Raw genomic sequence first — 17643 nt, forward strand, 5'->3', positions numbered from 1 at the left:
AAAGCGGTATTATAACCCTTAACTCCTTGCCAAATCAGATCAACCTGCTCAAATCTTCTTTCAGAAGTCCGCGGTATTCTGAACCGGAAATCTTGCTGAACAACTCACCATCCGGCCATAAAAAGAGCGCGGCCTCTTCCCCGTCCAGAAGCATCTTATACTGTACACCGCTTTGTGCGGTCACTCCGTAAAACGCGTAATGTTCCGGCAGTTCATCAGGCGTATCTGCAGGCATCAGGAAACTGAGAAACGCCGGAGGATCGTCGGGTGTCGCAGCTTTCAGAAGGCTCCAGGCAAAACGCCCCGGTTTATATCGCCCGGCCAGTTCGCGATGTCGCTGCGCAACCGCTATATCGCATTCTGCAATCTGTCCGAGTTCTCCGTTTGAAGGATCCCGCACGAACATATCAACACTGTCGCCCGCATATTGCCCGGACAGATCCCCATCCGCATTGGCAACCAGTCGCCACAATTGCCTGTCCCCGCGCGTATAATCCGCGCCTGGTGCACTGTGATCGAAAAACGGGCTGGGCTTTCCTCCCGACACTGCACGAACCTCGAAAAACTGTTCACCCCGGACCATCCCTGCCATACAGGCCCGGAAATACGACACTGTATCGGTCGTCAGTCCGGCATCAAGCGCGGCAATCGAATTGGTGCGCTGACGGTTTGCAAAACGCGGGTTAAGATCCGGCAGAACCGTTAAGGCATCACGCACTGCTGCTGCTGGCAGGAAAAGAACCCCCACATTATCTTCCGCCCAGCGCCGCACCGCATGATAGAAATCTTCTTCATTCAACGCGTAGAACCGTTCATCCAGAAGCTCCAGCGCCTCTGCCCAATGGGTCACACCATTCTGCTGCGCCGCTTCCTCAGGGTTCGCAGCAACCCAGTCTGCCAGTTCCTGAAGGATCTGCTGCAACTCTGCACAGCCAATCATTTCCATCGCGCGCAATGCATAATGCAGTGAACTTTCATCCGCACCGGAATTGCGATCATTCATCAGATAGCGGGAATGCCCGTTCTGCAGCACCTCGCCCATGTAATAATCCGCATTATAAAGGCAGTAAGCTTCTTCCGGGAATTCACCGACTTTATACAAAGCACTGTGCATCACCGCATTGGTGTAATCCACAATGCCCATCATCACAGTGTAATGCGGGGCATCCGGCGCAAGCGCTTCTTCTGACAGGTAGATTTCCTGCAACGCCGGTTCAGGCTTCTGACGCTTCAAAATTCCAAACATATGTGCCCCCGGCTTCATCCTATGCGGGAAAATTAATTTTCCTTTGTGCCCAAAGTATGACCGCAAGGTGACGGTGCGCTATGAACGGCAATGCAACGTGACAGGCGGTCTTTCTCAGGATATGCCTTCTGAACCCCTGCCCTGACGGAGCTTTGTGATGACCCTTTTTATGCTGCTGGATTTTGCTTCGGTCTTTGTTTTCGCCCTGACTGGTGCGCTTGTCGCCAGCCGTGCGCAGCTGGATATCGTCGGGTTTTGCTTCTTTGCCAGCCTGACGGCGGTCGGGGGCGGTACGCTGCGTGATGTATTGCTTGATCGGAATCCAGTCTTCTGGCTTGAACGTCCGTCTTATCTGGGCGTGGCCTGCGGGGCAGCTTTGCTTGTATTTTTCACGGCCCACCTGTTTGAAAGCCGCTATAAACTGTTGCTTTGGCTGGATGCATTTGCGCTTGGCATTACCGTATCTGCAGGATCGGGCCTTGCACAGGCGCTGGACCAGCCTGCGCCCGTCGTCATTGTGATGGGTATTATCACCGGCAGCATGGGCGGCCTGATGCGGGATGTTGTGTCAAACGAAGTGCCTCTGATCCTGAAAAAAGGCGAGTTATACGCAACCTGCACCCTCGCAGGTTCTGCCGCCACAGTGCTGGCCAGTTCGGCCGGCCTTACGGTTGCATATGTTGCACTTGCTTCCGGCCTTGTTACCTTCAGCCTGCGCGCAGGTTCCATGATCTTCGGCTGGAGCATGCCCGTCTATAAATCTCGCCCGCCAAGGGCCTGAAGACTGGCAATACGCCCGTGTAATAAACTGGACTTATGCGCACCTGAAATCAGGATCTTGTCTGAAACAGCGTTGCCACCCAGACCCACTAAAAACATCAGATGGAGTCCCCCATGGCCCACCCCACCGTTCTTATCACATCCGCCACCGGCCGTATTGGTCGTGAACTGGTCGCCCGTCTGGCCCAGGCCGGGGACTTCACCGTGCGCGCCTGTTACTTCAGCGAAGATAAAGTCGAGATGCTGAAATCTCTTGGTGCAGATGAAGTTGTAAAATTCGACCTCTCTGACCCCGCCACGTGGGATGCTGCACTTGAGGGCGTTTCTGCGGTTTATTCTGCCTCGCTAGACCCTATGCTAGAAGGCCATCTGAACTTCAGCAAAGAGCTTGGCCGTCGCAAGGACACCATTCAGCATGTGGTGCGTGTCAGCTGCATGGGCGCGGATACCAATACGGCGTCTTATGATGCCGATACCCATGCCTCCCGTCCCGGCACTGCTGTGCCCCTGATGCTGCAGCATTACTGGTGGGGTGAAAAATCCCTGATTGATGAGGGGCTGAATATCACCGCCCTGCGCAACAACTTTTTCATGAACCACCTGCTGAAGACCGACTGCGAAGAGATTGAAAGCAAAGGTACATTCAGCAATCCCCTGGGGCATATCCGCAATTCTTTTGTTGCCACCCGCGATATCGCCGAAGCCGCAGCCGTCGTCCTGACGGAAGGCCCCGCGCGCCATGGCAATAAGTTCTATGACATCACAGGCCCCACGCCCCAGAATATGGCTGAAATCGCCGCAGACCTTGGCCGCGCCATGGGCAAAAACATCAGCTATATGCCGCAAAGCATGACAGATTTCGAAGCTGATTTCGGCAGCACCCGGGCCGAGTTCTTTGAATATCTGACCAACGGTTTTTACACCCGCTGCAGCCCCGACTTTTACAACCTTACCGGCCACAAGCCCACGTCTTACTACGACTACCTGACCACGAAAGGCGCAAGTGGCGAAACCGGCCTTGAGGAACTCTGGCAGGGCAATCTATGGAAGAAAGGCGAAGACGCAATGAAAGATGCGGTGAAGTAAATCTGACATAACAAAGCCCTGCCGACACCCGGCAGGAGCTTCATCTTCAGGGGCGTCCGGAAACTTTCAAAGTTTCCGTCCCGTTTTCTTTCAAAGAAAACGGAGCCACCGGCCAGGGACCAATCTTAACCTCCACCTGTTGCCCATCCTCAGGAAGTACTGCTGCAAAACTTTTGTGAAAACTATGTAGTTCCACAGCAGAAACGGCTTTCAGAGATACACCCTCTGCCGCCTCTCTGGTGCAATACGGCGGCCAGACGTGGATCAGATTTCCCGGCTCCAGATTACCGCTTTCGGCCTGAAGACGAAGCAAAGGCTGAAGCGCCAGAAATTCAACCGGATCCTGTGCAGCTTCATGCAAAAATGCCATCACCCCCAACCCGGTAAGTTCGATGTCTCCGCTTTCAGCCAGCAGCCGGACAACCTCCCCGTCGGTCAGGAAGAACTGATCCCCAACGCAATCCTGCGCAAAAGGAATCCATTCAGCACGGACGACCTCATAAGCAGTGTGAAAGGCCATTTGCCCCGTCCAGGCTTCCTCAAGCGAATGCCAGCCCGGTTCCTGACAAATGCCCCGAACATGCAATCCGCCACCATATTGAATAAAGCCGTTCTTCTGGTTCAACAGATCGCGCAACTCTTCAGGCAGCTTTGCAAGCAGAGACAAATTGTCAATCGCCCCGCCTGTCCAGCTTATGTCCCGAAATTCCATGTCTCTGGCCTTAAGCCGCAGCGCCACCGGCTTTGGTCAGCACGAATGCATCCGCACATTGCTTTGACAGCGCACGCACACGGCCAATATAAGCTTGGCGTTCCGTCACGGAAATCACGCCACGAGCATCCAGCAGGTTGAAGATATGGCTGGCCTTGATGCACTGGTCATAGGCCGGATGCACCATGATGATGCGCTTGCCGGTTTTCGGGTCATCATGCTCCTGGGCCAGGATAGCCTCGCATTCCGCCTCTGCCTCTTCAAAGTGGCGCAGCAAAACGTCCGTGTTCGCCACATCAAAGTTCCAGCGGGCGTATTCTTCTTCGGTCTGCTTAAACACATCCCCATAAGACAGGGCGATCGGGCTTTGCGGATCGTTAAACGGCATATCCATCACGTGGTCGACACCCAGCACATACATCGCCAGACGTTCCAGACCATAGGTCAACTCACCAGACACAGGCGTGCAGTCATGGCCACCCACCTGCTGGAAATAGGTAAACTGGCTGACTTCCATGCCGTCACACCAGACTTCCCAGCCCAGCCCCCAGGCACCCAGCGTCGGGCTTTCCCAGTCATCCTCAACAAAACGGATGTCGTGCATTTCCATATCCACGCCAATCGCCTCAAGTGATCCCAGATACAGCTCCTGCAGATTGGGCGGGCTTGGCTTAATCAGCACCTGGTATTGATAGTAATGCTGCAAGCGGTTCGGGTTTTCACCATAACGCCCATCAGTCGGGCGACGGGACGGCTGCACATAGGCCGCAGCCCAGGGCTGTGTCCCGAGCGAGCGCAGCGTGGTTGCCGGATGGAACGTCCCTGCCCCAACTTCCATGTCATAGGGCTGCATGATGGCACAGCCTTTGGAAGCCCAGTAGCTTTGGAGTCTCAGGATGATGTCCTGAAAACAAGTGGGTTTGTCCTGCACAGCCATATCATGCCCCTGTGGTGGTGTTTGTTGCGGAGGTGATAGGCGGTGGCGGGGGGAAATGCAACGGGATGCGCAGTGAATATAGAAAGCACCTTAAAGTTGACAACTTTAAGTTGTGTGTGTTTGATTGATTTATCTTAATTTATGGATTGATTTGATGTCAGATAAGCTCCCCGAATATCTCGTACAGGGCGAACAGGCCCGCCTTTTTCCGGTTCTTTCAACAACCTCAAAAGAAGGTCGCACAACATCAATCGTCTTAGCCTGCCTCGCAAAGGTAGATGAGTTTGGCGCAAATCTGATGCAGAGCATTGGTCAGCGTGCCGGGGTGCGCACAAAACTGGAAACATATACTGAAGTTGTCCTGAAAAATCGCCCTACCGACAGCAAAGATCGCCCCGACGGCCTGATCATCCTCAGAACCGGAAAGCGTGAATGGAAAGCACTGGTTGAAGCCAAAATTGGCTCCAGTGAACTGGAAGCCCCACAAATTGAAAAGTACCGGCGGCTCGCAAAAGACAATGGTATCGACGCTGTGATCTCAATTTCAAACCAGTTTACCACAACACCAACGTCTCATCCCATCGAAGACGTTCAGAAAAGCAAATCCAGGATCCCCGTTTTCCATTGGTCCTGGATGTATATCCTGACAATTGCCGATCTTCTGATCAGTCAGGAAAATGTTGCGGACACTGATCAGAGCATGTTGCTCAACGAACTCAGGCGTTTCCTGTCACATGAAAGTGCTGGGGTAAAAGGTTTTCACAGAATGCCCAAAGAATGGGTCGAAATAAACAAACTCGTCTCAAGCGGAGGCGTCATACCAGCAAAATCGCCCGACGCTACTGCGGTGGTCAGTGCCTGGCACCAGGAAACACGCGACCTTTCCTTTATTCTCAGTCGCATGACGGAAACCCATGTCAGTGAACGTCTGAGTCGCAAGCATCAGAATGATCTTACACTTCGGGCCAAAGACGAGATTTCAGCGCTTCGCGACAATCAACATCTGACTGCCTCGCTGGAAATTCCGGATGCCGCCGCCCCTCTGGAAGTCACGGCAGATATTACAAGACGCTGCATTGACGTCGGGATGACCTTGCGTGCAACCGAAGACAAAGTCACCACAAAAGCCCGCCTCAACTGGTTATTGAAACAGGTCAAAATCGACAATACTGACGACCTTTTCATCCGATTGATGTGGCCCGGCCGGAATGACCCTACCCAATTCCCTGCTGCGATCCTGAAGGAAGACCCGGATAAAGCCGCTGAAGGGAAAGACAACCTGGCACCACACAGTTTTCACGTTTTCCACTCAAAACGCCTTGGGGCAAGATTTTCGCAACAAGCAAATTTCATCACCGATCTTGAAGATATTGTTCCTGCATTCTACCGCGATATCGGGTCCAACCTAACCGCGTGGAAGAAAAGCGCTCCTAAAATCAAGGAAGATCGTTCATCCGCACAGGATGTTTCAACCGATGCGATTGCGGAAGATGCAAAAGGGTACACACCGTAGATCTGCTCTGGTCATTCAAAGCACAACCCAAATCACACACTCCCCTCAGGTCAGGTTTCTCCCCATATCCATCTACGGCCCACTCTGATAGCTTCGCCAGGATTCGGACTGCCAGACAGGGTTTTTTCATCCATGCTTTCACGCCTTCTTATCTCAGCATTTCTGCTGATCTCAGGCTTCGCCCTTCCCGCTTTCGCTCAGAACACCTTCGTTCAGATCGAAGCCAAACCCGACCTTCAGGGCGCACAGCAGCGTGCGCGCGCCTGGTCGGATGATGTGTTTAACGTTAATGGCTTCCGGATGCGCTCCGGCTGGTATGCAATCGCACTTGGCCCCTTCACCGCGGAACAGGCCGAAAGCGAAATGCGCAGCCTGAAGAACACTGGCCGCATTCCGCGTGACAGCTATATCACCAACAGCGTCGATTATTCCCAGCAATTCTGGCCCACAGGCGCAACCGCGCTGACGAGCCCACAGGCTGTGGAAACCCCTGTACCGGTTGAGCAGGTTGAAACCGTGCTGGAAGCAACCCCGGTTGCCCCCGATGAAACCCCGCGCGAAGCCCGCCGTTCCGAAAGCAACCTGACCCGGGATGAGAAAAAAGACCTGCAGATCGCCCTGCAATGGGACGGTTTCTATAACTCAACAATTGATGGTTCTTTTGGCCGGGGCACCCGCGCCTCAATGGCGGCCTGGCAGGAAGCCAACAACCATGAGGCCACCGGGGTTCTGACCACGGCCCAGCGCGCCCAACTTATCGACAGCTACAACGCAGTGCTTGCCGGCATTGGCATGGCATCCCACACAGATGCAGCCGCAGGTATCACACTGGATATACCCGCCGCCCTGGTGACCCGATCCCGCGAAGAATACCCGTTTGTGCAGTTCGACGCCAAAGACGACAGCGACGTGCGCATGTTGCTGATCTCTCAGGCAGGTACCCAGGCCACCCTGCATGGGCTGTATGACATTATGCAGACCCTCGAAATCGTGCCGACAGAAGGCCCGCGCAGCAAAGACGCCAACAGCTTTACGCTTGTGGGTGAAAACAGCACATTCATCAGCCACACCGAAGCCCGTTTTGCCAATGGCGAAGTCAAAGGGTTCACCCTTGTCTGGCCTCTGAATGACGAACGCCGTCGCCTGCGGGTTCTGTCTGCAATGCAGGACAGTTTCATACCACTGCAAGGCACCACCCTGCCCCTGAGTGACCCAGGCAGTGATCAAAGCATTGATCTGCTCGCAGGCCTTGAAATCCGCAAACCCACGCTGTCACGGTCCGGCTTCTTCATTTCTGACAATGGCACTGTTCTGACCACATCAGAGGTCACGGGCCAATGTTCAGAAATCACACTGAACCATGATACCATCGCGGAAGTGATCTTCTCTGACGATACTCTGGGCGTTGCCGCCCTGCGCCCTGTTTCCTCAATCGCCCCAGCCGCTGTGGCCGGTCTGCGTGATGGTGCTGCGCGTATTCAGTCGGATGTGATCGTTGCGGGCTTCCCTTTTGAAGGCGTGTTGCCTGCCGCCACACTGACCTGGGGCCGCCTTGAAGACATCCGCGGTCTGAATGGTGAAGAAAACCTGCAACGCCTTGCCATGCTCGCTGAACCTGGTGACGCCGGTGGCCCGGTCTTTGACGCAAGCGGCGCGGTGATTGGCCTGCTCAATCCCGCAACTTCCCCCGAAGGTCAGCGACTCCCGGAAATTGTGCGTTTCGCGACACGCTCTTCCGCGCTTGTTGACCTGCTCTTCGCCAATGGCCTCTCCGCCAGTGCGCCTGTCTCCTCTGGCGCCATCGCGCCGGAGGAACTGACAATACTCGCCGCAGACACAACCGTGCTTGTAAGCTGCTGGAACTGATCCCAAACGCGCTCCGGGACTCTTGGGGCGCGTTTTCCTTAACTGGTATCCATTTATGCGTGTCACCTATAGCAAAACCCGTTCTGTTCCCGAAGGAACGCCCTTTTTAACAACCTCAACAGGTTTAAAATACTGGCATATCAGGCATCCCCCATCAGGGGGGCTTCAGGCAAGCGTGGAAACGGAAGACCCCGAAATTTCGATGCATGCGTATGGGAGCGGAAGCCGGGATGGCACAAGATCGTTTATGTTCTGTTATAAAGACGGGTTCCGCATAGGTTTCAGTTGTGCATGCTTTATTGACGGGTTGCCCTGGGGAAATATTAAACGTCAGGAAGATATTGACCAGGGAAAGCGCGAAGGAAAGTCGATCATCCGGATCACAGCGATTGGCACGCCAGTTACAGATTTTGCAACGCCTACCGAAACAGAAAGAAGTACAATTCTTTGTGGGCCGACCTGGAATGAATTCTATAACGGAAAACGGACATTGTTTCCGTCACTCGAAATTCAGAATGAGATGCGGATGATCTGGCTGGAGCTATTTGGCGGGCTGCGCGGAAAGTTCTTGTTGCTCGATCCGGCCTTCCCCAAAACATTGCCCGATGGCTCTGCCTACCCCCAAATTACTCCAATTTTTGACGAGGCCGTCATGCAGCAGTTTGCAAATGGGGACCTTGTCGACGCCAAAAGTTGACGGCTGTTAACCACATAAAGCCTTCCGTCCGCCCGCGATCAAAACAAATATCCCCGTCAGACAGCTGTAAAGTCTTTAAACAATACCCTTCTGGCGCTTTAAAGACTTTAAACTTCCCCTCGGTCCTGAACCCCCGGCGTAATATAAATCAGTGTCGGCCCGGCATGATCCAGCGCTTTTGTCACCGCTTCTTTCAAGCGCGCAATATCAACCGGTGACACCCCTATCGCGCCGATTGAATTAACGGCACCTGCGACTGATCTGAGGTTGCTGGTCAGTTGCTGGAACTGACAAACCCCTGATACAATTCCAAGGGCGCATCATTTTGGTGCGCCTTTTTTGTTTGAAAAGAACTACCGGCAGATCACTTCTGTTCACATATCTCGCAGTTCAGACCTCAGGATATTGCTCCGATTTCGGCCTCTCCTTAGAAACGATCAGTAGAGTTGAAGCATATCGATTGCTTGCTTAACCCATCTCTTATGAAAGGAAATAGCACCATGCGTCTTTTTCAACCACTGATCCCACTGCTTGCCCTGTTCGCCCAAGGGGCAACGGCCGACACATATCTGGTCACAGCGCAAAACCTGATGCCCGACGAACATATCACACAATATGTCATGGGCCCCGCCGACAAGGATGCGATCTATTTTGAGGAAGACGGATCCCTGACCCTGCCAGCCCGCTTCCTCGCTGTTCAGGGGTCTCCGTTTTTACTTCTCAGCGCCCTTGGTGAAGGTGGTTTGCTTGGGAATGGACAAGATACAATTGGGGATTGGACCGGTCAGACCAACCACCTGGAGACAGCAGAATTTGAGATCACAACGGACGCCAGTTCACTGCGTATCATGGCGATGGTTGGTCCGGAACTTGAACCTGACAATTACCTGATGGGCCTGGCGGATCTGTCTCATGATGATGAGATCACTGTGCCTCTGCGGCGTTATGATCTTGGTATGAACGAAGGTACCAATCAAACCACTTACATCGGGGATGATGACGTGATCTTCACCATTCGCAAAGTCGCAGATTGATCTGAGCCAACGTAGATCAGTTTAGCACGTCCCCCTTTGGCCGTGCTAAACCTGCCCTTTCGCTGTGGGTCTGCTTAGTCCTGCACATCCGGCGTGATGTAAATCAGCGTCGGACCATCAGCTTTTAAGGCCTCAGTCACCGCGCCCTTAAAACCTGAAATATCAACTGGCGCCACCGCATTCGCACCAAAAGCTTCTGCCAGCTTACAGAAATCCGGGTTCTGCGCGATCACCGCGTTGGGCGCGATCTGGCTGCGCACCATCGCATCCTCGATTTCTTTTAACTTCCCGTTATCCCAGAGAATAATCGGCAGGCTCAGCCCCAGTTCCACGGCAACGCCAAGTTCCTGCATCGTATAATGGAACCCATAGTCACCGATGATCGAAATCACCGGGTCATCACCAACCCCAACCTTACCGCCAATCGCCGCAGGCAGCGCATAGCCAAGCGTTCCAAATCCGTAAGGGTGATGCCACTGACCAGGTTTCTCCACCGGATATGTGTTCTTCAGAACATAAGCGATCTGGGTCATATCTGAATAAATCATCGTGTTCTCAGGCAGGATGTCCGCCAGAGCATCCCCAAACCGCGAGACACCAGGGCGCGCGGCTTCTGTCTCAGCCCGCCAGGCCGCCCGCAATGTCGCAATCCGCCCCTTATCCCACTGGCTTGCATGCTGATGCCCGCTCAGGGCTTCTGTCGCATCCCGCATAAAGGCCTGCGCATCGCCCATGATCGGCAGGTCAGCGCGATGTGCATCCTGCAAACACTCTGCATCAATATCCACGCGCACAAGTTTTTTGCAGGCGCCAATCGTGTCGCGCCAGATATCCACTTCCGCCAGTTCCGTGCCCAGTGCGATCACCAGATCTGCACTTTCAATCTCTTTGGCACTGTCTGGTGTGGACAGATAAGCGCCGTAGTTCAGTGGGTCAGACGATGCGATCACACCACGCCCGGCATAGGTCACAAAGCAAGCCCCACCGGTCACTTCCATCAACGCCCGCGCTTCCTCATATCCGGCCACAGCCCCGCCACCAAAGATAAACATCGGCTTTTTTGCCGCCTTCAGCCACGCTGCCACAGTCGCGACATCTGCGGGCCGGGCCAGTGGAAGCTGACCGCGTGGTGCTTCGGATGATGGCCCGGCCACCGGTGCGCCCAGCACTTCAATCGGCACCTGAATATGTTTCGGGCGTTTGCGTTTCACCTCAAACTCCACCAGGGCCCGATCCATCAACCCATAGGCCGCATCGGCTGTCAGCGCGGTTTCAGACCAGTCACAAACCGTGCGCGCTGCCGCTTCCTGATCCTTCATCTGGTGCAACTGGCCACGACGGTTCGCGATCTCATCAAGACAGGAAGAAATCACCAGCATAGATACAGAATCCGAATATCCCTGCCCCATCGGTGTCATCGCGTTACACATCCCCGGCCCGGTGATCAGATACGCCACCCCCGGCTTGCCGGTCGCACGTGCATAGCCATCTGCCATAAACCCCGCGCCCTGTTCGTGACGCGCCAGCACGTGGGTGATCCCGGCTTCTTCAATACCCCGATACAGTTCGACATTATGCACGCCGGGAATGCCGAAGATCACATCCACCCCCCGATCCTTCAGCATATGGGACATCTGTGCGCCAAGTGGCCGGGTCAGGGATGTGGTCATGTCAGTCTCTCCAGAATTTCACTGTCAGGATGGCATAAACCGCCATCAGTTCCAGTCGCCCGATCAGCATCGCTGCCGCCAGGATCCATTTTGCCGTATCTGTCAGCCCGGCGAAGTTCCCCGACGGACCAATTTTATCTCCAAGTCCTGGCCCGATATTGGCCAGTGCTGCTGCGGCGCCGGAAACGGATGTTGTGAAATCCAGCCCGGTCAGCCCCAGTGCCACAGAGATAACGCCCAGGGTCACGATAAAATACACAAAGAACGACATAACCGAGCTCAAAACTTCCTCCGGGATCGTTCTGCCCTCATATCGGGGCGCAAACATTCCGTTTGGGGAATGGATCCGGCGAATCTGCGATTTCACGGAAGCAATCAAAAGCTGATACCGGAAGATCTTGATCGAACAGGCGGTTGACCCCGCACAGCCGCCTATCAGCCCGATGATAAAAAACAGCGTCACAGCAAAACTGCCCCAAAGCATGTAATCCGCACTGGCATAGCCCGTGCCCGTCAGGATGGAGACGGTGTTAAACAACACCTCACGAAAATGGGCCTCTGAAATATCGCCGGTATCATTCAGCCGCCAAAGCGTCAGCGCGATCACCAGCACAATGGCCGTGATAAAGAAAGACCGCACCTGGCTGTCGCGCAACAAGGGCTGCGCCGTGCCTGCCAGCATCTGCACATAACGCACAAAGGGCAAAGCAGCGAGCAGCATAAAGACCGTGCAGGCATATTGCGCAAACGGGGAAAACCCGCCGAAAGAACTGTCATAATTGGCAAACCCGCCCGTCGCCACGGTGGTCATCGCATGCACAACCGCATCAAACCGCCCCATGCCGCCGATCATATAGGCAATCGCGCAGGCCAGTGTCAGACCAACGTAGATCACAGAGATACGACTTGAAATCTCAGTTGCGCGGGGCAGGATTTTCCCAAATGTATCAAAGCCTTCGGACTTAAAGATCTGCATACCACCAATGCGCAGTTCCGGCAGGAACACCATGGCCACAACAATGATACCCACGCCGCCGAACCACTGCAAAAGGCCGCGCCACAACAGCAGGCTGCGCGGCAGATCGTCAAGGCCCGACACAACCGTTGCGCCCGTGGTGGTCAGCCCGCTCATGGCTTCAAAAAACGCATCCACCGGTTCGGCGTTCAGCACCCCCAGGACAAAAGGCAACGCGCCGAACAGAGGCAGCGCCAGCCAGACACCGGTTGTCAGCAGGAAGGTCTGGCGGATTGTCAGCCCCTGGCGCAAGCCGTTCTGACAGGCCAGCGCCACAAGCCCGCCGGTCAGCGAGGTGATCACAGCGCTTTCCAGGAAGACAACCCAGTGTTCATGGCCGTCGCGCAAATCAACCGCCATAGGGGCCAGCATGGTCACCCCGAGAAAGGCCACAAGCAGGCCGATTACATAGCCCACCGGGCGCAGATCAAACATGGCTAAGGCTTCACCCGCGCGGCGCAAAGTGTCAAGAGAGCCGTGATTTTGCCCATGCACAATCTATGCATATGTTATGCACAAACCATGCATATGATCCGCCGGACTACCCGACGTGGAACAACGTGCTGAACAGTTTCGGGTCAAAGCTTTCGCTCAGGAAGGTATCGCCTTCTGTCAGGACCGACACCGCATCATGGCTGTGCAGGCTTTCCTGATGGCTGGCAATCACGCGGAAATCCCCGATGCGTTCTTCGTTCTGCAAACCTTCTGCAAACAGACGCGCCGCATCTTCCACAAAGATCGGGTTGGCGGCGTTGAGTTCTGCAAAAGCCTGCTCGTCTTCGCGCTTCACCATCACCTGGGTTTCAGTCGCGACCGATGCCCGGCAAATGTCGATCAGGTCTTCGAACCAAAGACGATCTTCAGACGGTTTCATCACAGCAGAGACCCGCGCAACGGACCGCTGGGAATGCGGTGTTGCCAGCTGACCGCGCACCTGGCGGGCGTGTTCAGACAGCTCCAGCGAACATGGGCAGGTTGAGGAATAGACATAATCAAGGTGAATGATGCGTTTCTTCTCACCGGCCGTTTCCGTCAGTTCCAGTGCCACATCGTAATACTGATAGCCAGACAGACCAGAACGCAGGCTCATCACTTCCATCGGGAAGGAAAAGCGCATCTGAATGCGGGCATCAAATGTGTCGTGGTCAGTTTTGTAATCCGCCAGCGCATCCTGGATCACATCAAAGGAAAAGGTCTTCTTTGAATGCGTGTAAAAGGTGCGCATGATGCGGGACATATTGATGCCCTTGCGCCCGGCCTCAAGGCTGACGGTGCCGGTGATCGACGCCTCAAGCGTGAGGTCAGATCCATCCCGGCGATGGAATCGGATCGGCAGGCGGAAATTCGAAATCCCCACATGCTGAATATTACGCTTTGCGCCTTTGATCAGGCTTTCCGGCCCGTTCTGAAGATCCGGAAGTGAGGCTTTATAGGCCTCATCAACTGTGAACTCTTCTGGGTAAGCTCTTGCAAGCGCCGGATAATTCGCCACCTCATTGCCCGGAAGCAGACGCGAAACAGAAGGATGCAACTCCGCCACTTCCGTCACCGTGGCCTCCGCCGCCCAGTTCTGCAAAAGCTTCAGCGCAGCCTCGGCATCTTCGCGGGAAATAGCTGTTTTATCTGGGTTGAACGTATCCATGACCGCCCCCTGGGGAAACTTACGCTGTCACTATAACAGCTTTCGCGCCAGATACCGCGCCAATTCCGTCGGCGCAATCGGGTTTTGCGGCATTCATTGTGCCTCCTGCGTCAGACACGCCCGCTTTGTCGGGCCGCGGGGCTTTTCCCTCGATGGGGAAAGCCCCGCGTTTGCTTATACAGCATCCAAAGCGTTTTTCAGATCTGCAATCAGGTCATCCGCATCCTCAAGACCAATGGACAGACGCACAAGGCCTTTGGTGATCCCCAGCGCGTCGCATTGTTCTTCAGACAGGCGCTGGTGGGTTGTGGTCACCGGATGGGTCGCAAGGCTTTTCGCATCCCCGAGGTTGTTGGAAATCGTCACGATCTTCATTGCATTCAGCAGACGGAATGCCTCATCCCGGCCACCCTTCAGATCCAGCGCGATCACAGTGCCGCCCGCCTGCATCTGCTCCATACACAGGTCATGCTGGGCATGATCTTTCAGGCCAGGGTAAATCACACGTTCCAGTTTCGGATGCCCCTGTAAAGCCTCTGCAATTTTCAGCGAAGACGCGGCCTGTGCCCGCACACGCAGATCAATCGTTTCCAGACCTTTCAGCATCACCCAGGCGTTAAACGGACTGATAGAGGCGCCGGTGTGTTTCAGGTAAGTCTCACAGGTGCCGCGCACATAGTCGCGCGAGCCAAGGATCACACCACCCAGACAACGCCCCTGCCCGTCGATATGTTTGGTTGCGGAATAGACCACAACGTCCGCACCACGATCCAGCATGCGCGACAGAACAGGCGTGGCAAAGACGTTATCAACAACCACAATCGCACCCACAGCATGGGCCAGATCGGACACGGCTTTCACATCAATGATTTCCAGTGTCGGGTTGGCAACGCTTTCAAAGAACACAAGCTTTGTGTCTTCGCGCAGCGCATCCTTCCAGGCCGCCAGATCGGTGCCATCGACAAATGTCACCTCGACACCAAAGCGTGGCAGGATTTCTTCAAGGATATAGAGACAGGATCCAAACAACGCCTTCGCGGCAACCACATGATCGCCAGCTTTCAGAGGCGCGGTCACCGCCGCATTCACCGCAGCCATACCAGAAGCTGTGGCAAAAGCGGCCTCAGCGCCTTCAAGCATCGCAATGCGTTCTTCAAACATGCGCACGGTCGGGTTGCCGTAGCGGCCATAGATGAATTCATCATCCGGACACTCAATAAACCGGCCTTCGGCCTGCTCAGCACTGGCATAAGCAAAACCCTGGGTCAGGAACATCGCCTCAGACAGTTCCCCAAACTGGCTGCGTTGGGTGCCGCCATGCACAAGGTTTGTCCGCGGTTGATAGGTATTTTCGCGCTTGCTCATCTTCATCTTCCATTGTCAGGCCCGCCCCGCCAGGGTCGAAACCAAAAAAAACCCGTACCGGTAAAGGCACGGGATGTAAGTAAACCCAGACCTCTTTAGCAGTATATTTAACGTGGCCCGCAATCCGGTTAATCAAATCGCCACGAGGAGGTGGATACCGTCAGCCGGTGAGTCGGGTCAAGGTTTTTGCCCGGGCGCAGATCAATTTTATGTTAACGCAACGGCAATGCCCCTTGCGGAAACGCATAAAACAACAAAGATCTGAGGCATCATCAGGAGAGATACGCATGACACACCCCATTGATCTGCACTACTGGCCCACGCCCAACGGCTGGAAAATTTCCATCGCGCTTGAGGAACTTAATCTGCCCTACAATCTGCATCTGGTGAATATCGGTGCGGGGGAACAGTTTGAACCTGACTTTCTGAAGATCGCACCCAACAACCGGATGCCCGCGATTGTGGACCCTGATGGGCCGGATGCCGCGACTGTGTCATTGTTTGAAAGCGGGGCGATCCTGCAATATCTCGCCCGCAAAACCGGCAAACTATACGGCGAAACGGAACGCGACCGCATTGAAGTCGAACAATGGCTGATGTGGCAGATGGGCGGCCTTGGCCCGATGGCCGGTCAGGCGCATCACTTCCTGAAATATGCGCCCGCCATGGATCCGCCCAACGATCTGCCCTATGCGAAGGATCGTTACCGCAATGAAGTCGCGCGGCTTTATGGTGTGCTGGACCGGCGCCTTGCCGACCGTGAATTTGTTGCCGGTGATTTCTTTTCCATCGCTGACATTGCGATCTGGCCCTGGGCCATTCTCTGGGAAGGGCAGCAGCAGGATCTGTCTGACAAACCAAACCTGAAACGCTGGCTTGATACGGTTGGCGCGCGCCCGGCTGTGATTGCAGGGAAGGCCGTGGCGGCTGAGAATCGGTCAAATCTGCAGGATGACAAAAATGCCCAGGAGCTTTTGTTTAAGCGCAAAGGCTAAGGGGGTCAGCCCCCGTCCCTGCGGGACTCCCCAGGACATTTACAGAACAAAAATGGCGGCGTTTACGCGCCGTCAGGCTTCCAGGTGTCTCACAATTCAGATGGGTGGCGCTGCACGTTCGGTGACCAGCTGTTTGGCGGTTACCCTTTCCCGGTGTACCATATACAGCCCCGCCCCGATGATGATGGCTATGCCTGTCAGGGCCAGGGTGTTCGGGAAATCGCGAAACACGAGATAACCCAATACGGCTGATATGGGCAATTCCAGATATTGCAGTGGGGCCAATGTGGCCGAAGGGGCCATCGACAGCCCGTAGGTCATCATCATATGGCTTAATGTCGCGAAAAACCCTACGCCCAGAAGCCATAGCCATGTGACACCTTCCGGCCAGACGAGATCCAGCAACTCAGACCCTGACCCCTGGGCCAGTATCATAACCGGGATGCAAAACAGGCTGGCGATCAGGCCTGTGTAAAATTGCAGGGTGACAGGATGTATCCGGCGCGACAAACCGCGGGTGACGAGGATATAGAATGCAAAGCCGACAGCCGTACCAAGAGGATACAAGGCAACAGCGCCGAAGGTCGCAAAGCTGGGCTGGATCACAAATAAGACGCCCACAAACCCGACAACAGCCGCCCCCACACGACGTGGGCCGACATCTTCGCTGAGATAATATTTACCCACAAGCAGGATGATAAATGGTTCTACGAAGACAATTGCCAGGGCATCTGCAAGCGGCATCACACGGATTGCTGCGATGAAACAAAACGTCGAGACAAGCAAAAGCAGGGCGCGCAACGCAAGTGTTAGCCAGTGCGCACGTGCCACGGTTAATGACAGGCCCATGATCCAGATAAACGGTGCCATAAGCACACATTGTACGACAAAGCGCGCGGTTGTAATCTGCCCCACAGGTATGGTGTCAGATGCCAGTTTGGCTGCCACATCCAGCATGGGCGCGGTCAGACAAAACCCCAGCATCAGGGCAACACCTGCAAGAATGCGGTCAGCGGGTCGGGACGTGGAAATACTGTCAGTCATGTCTCACCTGAATAGGTCATCAAAACACGCGTCCACCCCAA

Annotated in this window: 15 protein-coding genes and 1 riboswitch; of the genes, 7 read left to right on the forward strand and 8 right to left on the reverse strand. The window is 54.8% G+C overall.

The genetic code is table 11. The features are described from left to right. Positions 1-34: 34 nt before the first annotated feature. Entirely contained in the window at positions 35-1246 is a 1212-nt protein-coding gene (locus H1D41_RS14900; RefSeq protein ID WP_228849658.1) for a DMP19 family protein, read from the reverse strand. A 157-nt stretch (positions 1247-1403) separates the two neighbouring features. Here H1D41_RS14900 and H1D41_RS14905 point away from each other — a divergent pair, with 157 nt between their 5' ends. After that, positions 1404-2027, forward strand: coding sequence for a trimeric intracellular cation channel family protein (locus H1D41_RS14905; protein WP_228849659.1), 624 nt, complete (start codon positions 1404-1406; stop codon positions 2025-2027). Between the two features lie 113 nt (positions 2028-2140). Beyond that, positions 2141-3112, forward strand: coding sequence for an NAD(P)H-binding protein (locus H1D41_RS14910; RefSeq protein ID WP_228849660.1), 972 nt, complete (start codon positions 2141-2143; stop codon positions 3110-3112). A gap of 46 nt (positions 3113-3158) precedes the next feature. Here the strand turns inward: H1D41_RS14910 and H1D41_RS14915 are convergent, their stop codons facing one another. Together H1D41_RS14915 and H1D41_RS14920 are read right to left on the reverse strand one after the other, a co-directional pair. After that, the gene (locus H1D41_RS14915) at positions 3159-3824 is read right to left on the reverse strand and encodes an SMI1/KNR4 family protein (RefSeq protein WP_228849661.1); all 666 of its coding nucleotides are present in this window, start codon (positions 3822-3824) and stop codon (positions 3159-3161) included. Between the two features lie 10 nt (positions 3825-3834). Continuing rightward, on the reverse strand, positions 3835-4761 hold the full coding sequence (locus H1D41_RS14920) for a glycine--tRNA ligase subunit alpha (RefSeq protein WP_228849662.1): 927 nt from the start codon (positions 4759-4761) through the stop codon (positions 3835-3837). Between the two features lie 154 nt (positions 4762-4915). On the opposite strand from H1D41_RS14920, the gene H1D41_RS14925 reads away from it, so the two are divergent. From H1D41_RS14925 to H1D41_RS14940, 4 genes are all read left to right on the forward strand, one after another. Further along, complete coding sequence (locus H1D41_RS14925) at positions 4916-6274, forward strand: hypothetical protein (protein ID WP_228849663.1); 1359 nt, start codon at positions 4916-4918, stop codon at positions 6272-6274. A gap of 132 nt (positions 6275-6406) precedes the next feature. Continuing rightward, the gene (locus H1D41_RS14930) at positions 6407-8140 is read left to right on the forward strand and encodes a trypsin-like peptidase domain-containing protein (RefSeq protein ID WP_228849664.1); all 1734 of its coding nucleotides are present in this window, start codon (positions 6407-6409) and stop codon (positions 8138-8140) included. A gap of 55 nt (positions 8141-8195) precedes the next feature. Next, positions 8196-8837: a hypothetical protein gene (locus tag H1D41_RS14935; protein WP_228849665.1), complete on the forward strand. Its 642-nt coding sequence runs from the start codon at positions 8196-8198 to the stop codon at positions 8835-8837. 500 nt (positions 8838-9337) lie between these two features. Beyond that, positions 9338-9871 carry a hypothetical protein gene (locus H1D41_RS14940; protein WP_228849666.1) on the forward strand — a complete coding sequence of 178 codons (534 nt, stop codon included), beginning with the start codon at positions 9338-9340 and terminating at the stop codon, positions 9869-9871. A 74-nt stretch (positions 9872-9945) separates the two neighbouring features. Here H1D41_RS14940 and H1D41_RS14945 read toward each other — a convergent pair whose 3' ends face one another. From H1D41_RS14945 to metZ, 4 genes are all read right to left on the reverse strand, one after another. Then, positions 9946-11541: a 5-guanidino-2-oxopentanoate decarboxylase gene (locus H1D41_RS14945; RefSeq protein WP_228849667.1), complete on the reverse strand. Its 1596-nt coding sequence runs from the start codon at positions 11539-11541 to the stop codon at positions 9946-9948. A gap of 1 nt (position 11542) precedes the next feature. Then, positions 11543-12991 (reverse strand): TrkH family potassium uptake protein, encoded by a 1449-nt coding sequence (locus tag H1D41_RS14950; protein WP_228849668.1) that lies wholly within the window; start codon positions 12989-12991, stop codon positions 11543-11545. 106 nt (positions 12992-13097) lie between these two features. Beyond that, a complete protein-coding gene (gene folE2 / locus H1D41_RS14955; RefSeq protein WP_107495211.1) occupies positions 13098-14198 on the reverse strand; it encodes a GTP cyclohydrolase FolE2 in 1101 nt (366 codons plus the stop codon). 174 nt (positions 14199-14372) lie between these two features. Next, positions 14373-15563, reverse strand: coding sequence for an O-succinylhomoserine sulfhydrylase (metZ, locus tag H1D41_RS14960; RefSeq protein ID WP_228849669.1), 1191 nt, complete (start codon positions 15561-15563; stop codon positions 14373-14375). Between the two features lie 74 nt (positions 15564-15637). After that, a riboswitch (SAM riboswitch) is annotated at positions 15638-15717 on the reverse strand. Positions 15718-15850: 133 nt separating this feature from the next. Here metZ and H1D41_RS14965 point away from each other — a divergent pair. After that, positions 15851-16558 (forward strand): glutathione S-transferase family protein, encoded by a 708-nt coding sequence (locus H1D41_RS14965; RefSeq protein ID WP_228849670.1) that lies wholly within the window; start codon positions 15851-15853, stop codon positions 16556-16558. A 96-nt stretch (positions 16559-16654) separates the two neighbouring features. Here the strand turns inward: H1D41_RS14965 and H1D41_RS14970 are convergent, their stop codons facing one another. Further along, the gene (locus tag H1D41_RS14970; protein WP_228849671.1) at positions 16655-17602 is read right to left on the reverse strand and encodes a DMT family transporter; all 948 of its coding nucleotides are present in this window, start codon (positions 17600-17602) and stop codon (positions 16655-16657) included. Positions 17603-17643 lie beyond the last annotated feature (41 nt).

Origin of the sequence: Halocynthiibacter styelae (genome assembly GCF_016123485.1) — a bacterium.
Lineage (GTDB): Bacteria > Pseudomonadota > Alphaproteobacteria > Rhodobacterales > Rhodobacteraceae > Halocynthiibacter > Halocynthiibacter styelae.